This is a genomic window from Saccharomonospora saliphila YIM 90502 (genome assembly GCF_000383795.1).
In the GTDB taxonomy this organism is placed as follows: Bacteria; Actinomycetota; Actinomycetes; order Mycobacteriales; family Pseudonocardiaceae; genus Saccharomonospora; species Saccharomonospora saliphila.
In genome coordinates, this window is sequence record NZ_KB912684.1 from 6610 (window position 1) to 10344 (window position 3735).

Annotated in this window: 5 protein-coding genes; 4 read left to right on the top strand and 1 reads right to left on the bottom strand. The window is 70.7% G+C overall.

All coding sequences use genetic code 11. The features are described from left to right. The first annotated feature begins 109 nt into the window (after window positions 1-109). The 4 genes from SACSA_RS0114065 (at window position 110) to SACSA_RS0114080 (ending at window position 3444) form a co-directional block, all read left to right on the top strand. Window positions 110-352 (top strand): DUF2630 family protein, encoded by a 243-nt coding sequence (locus SACSA_RS0114065; RefSeq protein WP_028661869.1) that lies wholly within the window; start codon window positions 110-112, stop codon window positions 350-352. 269 nt (window positions 353-621) lie between these two features. Beyond that, window positions 622-2385, top strand: coding sequence for an aa3-type cytochrome oxidase subunit I (ctaD, locus tag SACSA_RS0114070; protein WP_019816542.1), 1764 nt, complete (start codon window positions 622-624; stop codon window positions 2383-2385). Window positions 2386-2483: 98 nt separating this feature from the next. Then, window positions 2484-2972, top strand: a complete 489-nt coding sequence (locus SACSA_RS0114075; RefSeq protein ID WP_019816543.1) for a DUF309 domain-containing protein — start codon at window positions 2484-2486, stop codon at window positions 2970-2972. Between the two features lie 76 nt (window positions 2973-3048). Then, complete coding sequence (locus tag SACSA_RS0114080; protein ID WP_019816544.1) at window positions 3049-3444, top strand: VOC family protein; 396 nt, start codon at window positions 3049-3051, stop codon at window positions 3442-3444. Here the strand turns inward: SACSA_RS0114080 and SACSA_RS0114085 are convergent. Further along, the coding region (locus tag SACSA_RS0114085) for a helix-turn-helix transcriptional regulator (protein ID WP_019816545.1) at window positions 3445-3735 on the bottom strand (291 nt) is incomplete at its 5' end.

A 3735-nucleotide genomic window follows, 5' to 3' on the forward strand; every position in this document is an offset into this window, starting at 1 on the left:
CGCGCGGGGGTCGCGCGGGCTGACCGGAGCCCGCCCGGCGGCACCGGGCGCGTTTAGCGGGCGGAACGCGGGGGCACGTGGGCGGAGGGACGCTCGGGAGGGAGTGACGATGACCGAAGATCAGACACTGGCCACCATCGACCGGTTGATCGAGGAGGAGAAGGAGCTCCGCTCCCGCGCGACCGGCACGGGGCTCAGCGACGACGACCGCCTCCGGCTGCGCGACCTCCAGCAGCGGCTCGACCAATGCTGGGACCTGCTGCGCCGGCGCCGCGCCAGCGCCGAGTTCGGTGGCGACCCGGATGACGCCGAGGTGCGCCCGGTGAGCGAGGTGGAGTCCTACCAGCAGTGACGCCCGGCGCCGGACCGGCGAGCTCCGGAGGACACGCCCGCCCCGGCTCGTCACGGCGAGGCGTCACCGCGCCCTCGACGGAAGCACGCGCCCCTCGGCGGAGTGCTACGCCGAGGGGCGGGCTTCAGCCACCGCACCGGCCGGCCGATCGGACAGGCGTACTCCGTCGCACTGCGGGTATCCGGGCTCGGGTCTAGCGTGATGCGTGACCCCTCCGGACCGCGTCCCAGCGCGGTGGAGCAGACGTCCCCGTCGGCGGAGGTGCATACGTGGCCACCCAGGTCGTACGCCCCACCAGGATCCAGCACCCTGCCCCGGTCCCGGCCAAGCGTGGCCAGTGGGCGCTGGCACTGCTGCGCACCACCGACCACAAGGTGATCGGGAAGCTGTACCTGGTCACCGCGATGGTGTTCTTCATGGCAGGCGGCGTCATGGCGCTGTTCCTGCGTGCCGAGCTCGGCCAGCCGGGTTTGCAGTTCCTCTCCACCGAGCAGTACAACCAGCTGTTCACCCTGCACGGCACGATCATGCTGCTGCTGTACGCGACGCCGGTGCTGTTCGCCTTCGCCAACCTCGTGCTGCCGCTCCAGATCGGTTCGCCCGACGTGGCCTTCCCGCGCCTGAACGCGTTCTCGTACTGGCTGTTCCTGTTCGGCGGGTTGATCGTGCTCGGCTCGCTGCTCACCCCCGGCGGGGGCGCGGACTTCGGCTGGACCGCCTACGCGCCGCTGTCGCGCAGCACGTTCTCCGCGGGCATCGGCGGCGACCTGTGGGTGATGGGCCTCGTCGTGTCCGGGCTCGGCACCATCCTCGGCGCGGTGAACATGGTGACCACGATCGCGTGCCTGCGGGCGCCGGGCATGACGATGTGGCGGATGCCGATCTTCACCTGGAACATCCTGTTCACCAGCATCCTGGTGCTGATCGCGTTCCCGATCCTCACCGCGGCGCTGATGGGCCTTGCCGCCGACCGGCTCATCGGCGCGCACGTGTTCGACCCGGCCAACGGCGGGGCGATCCTGTGGCAGCACCTGTTCTGGTTCTTCGGCCATCCCGAGGTCTACATCGTGGCGTTGCCGTTCTTCGGCATCATCACCGAGATCATCCCCGTATTCAGCCGTAAGCCGCTGTTCGGCTACCGGCTGATGGTGTTCGCCACGATCGGCATCACGGGCCTGTCGGCGGTGGTGTGGGCGCACCACATGTTCGCGACGGGGGCGGTGCTGATGCCGTTCTTCGCGATGACCACCTTCCTGATCGCCGTGCCGACCGGCATCAAGTTCTTCAACTGGATCGGCACGATGTGGAAGGGCCAGCTGACTTTCGAGACGCCGATGCTGTTCTCGATCGGCTTCCTGATCACCTTCCTGCTCGGCGGGCTGACCGGGGTCATCCTCGCCGCCCCTCCGCTGGACTGGCACGTGCACGACAGCTACTTCGTCGTCGCGCACTTCCACTACGTGCTCTTCGGCACGATCGTGTTCGCCACGTTCGCGGGCATCTACTTCTGGTTCCCGAAGTTCACCGGCCGGATGCTCAACGAACCGCTGGGCAAGCTGCACTTCTGGCTGACGTTCGTCGGCTTCCACGTGACGTTCCTCGTGCAGCACTGGCTGGGCAACGAGGGGATGCCCCGCCGGTACGCCGATTACCTGCCCTCGGACGGCTTCACCGCGCTGCACGTGGTGTCCACGATCGGCGCGTTCGTGCTCGGCCTGTCGATGCTGCCGTTCCTGTGGAACATCGTGCGCAGCTACCGGTTCGGCGACCCGGTGACCGTCGACGACCCGTGGGGCTACGGCAACTCGCTCGAATGGGCGACAAGCTGTCCTCCCCCGCGGCACAACTTCACCGAGCTGCCGCGTATCCGCTCCGAACGCCCCGCGTTCGAACTGCACTACCCGCACATGGTGGAGCGGATGCGCTGGGAGGGTGAGATCACCTTCACCGGCAAGGTCAAGGAGCCGGACAAGCCCCACGTGCGCCCGCCTGAGGTCCGGGCCTCCGACGCCACGAAGGGCGAGCGCGGCTGACCAGCGACGTACACGCCGGGGCCGAAGGAGGCTCGCCTCAGGGACCGGTGCCGTGGAAGGCCGGGACCGGGCGAGGGCGGACATGCGAGACTCGGGACGTGGCGGACAGAGACCGGGACGACGAGGGCCGCGCCCGCAACGCCAGGCCGAGGGACGGACTCGGCAGGCCGTTGCCCTACGGCGCGGCGGGCGTCGAGCGCCAGCCCGAGGGCGTGGCGCGGACGCCGGAGGAAACCGTGCGGGAGGCGCAGCGGTTGCTCGACGAGGGCAAGCCGTTCCACGCGCACGAGGTGTTCGAGGACGCCTGGAAGTCGGGTCCCCCGCACGAGGAGCGGTTGTGGCGCGGACTCGCCCAGCTCGCGGTGGGCGTGACCCACGCCGCGCGCGGCAACCCGACCGGTGCCGCGTCGCTGTTGCGCCGGGGCGCGGACTCCATCGCCCAGCATCCCGAGTCCGCCCCGTACGGCATCGACCTCGCGGGCCTGCGGGACTGGGCGCACACGCTCGCCGAGAACCTGCCCGCGCACAGCACACCACCCGACGCGGCCTCGATCGCGTTCCGAGTGGAGAGCCCACCGGAGGGCTGACGCCACGCGACGCGGTGCCCACACAGGTCCGATTCGTTCAAGCCCTCCGGGCGCTCCGGGCCTAGCGTCAACGGGCATGACACCACGTTTCGATCTCGTCGGCCTTGTCGTGGCCGACATGTCCGCGTCCCTGGCGTTCTACCGCAGGCTGGGGGTGGCCCTGCCCGCCGACGCCGAGACCCAGCCGCACGTCGAGGCGTCACTGCCGGGTGGCTTGCGCCTGGCCTGGGACACCGTCGACACCGTGCGCTCCTTCGACCCGGACTGGACACCGCCGCGGGGTGGACCGGGGATCTCGCTGGCGTTCGCGTGCGCCGATCCGGGCGAGGTGGACGCCACCTACGACGCCCTGGTGCGGGACGGGTACGCGGGCGCGCGCAAGCCCTGGGACGCCTTCTGGGGCCAGCGGTATGCCACGGTCGCCGACCCGGACGGCAACCACGTCGACCTGTTCGCCCCGCTCGGGGCGTGATCACACGCCGGGAGCGGGCAACAGCGCCGACACCGGCACCCCGGCCAACGCCCGGACCTCGCGGCTGAAATGGGCCTGGTCGGCGTACCCGGCCTCGGCGGCGACCGTCGCGAGCGGTGTGCCTTTCCGCGCCGCTTCCAGCGCACGCCGCATCCGGAGCACGCGGGCCAGCGTCTTGGGCCCGTAGCCGAACGCGCGCAGGCACCGACGGTGCAGGTGCCGTGCGCTGAGCCCGACCGTCCGGGCGAGGTCGGCCACGCTGTCGCCGCCGTCGAGCCGCGCGACGACGAA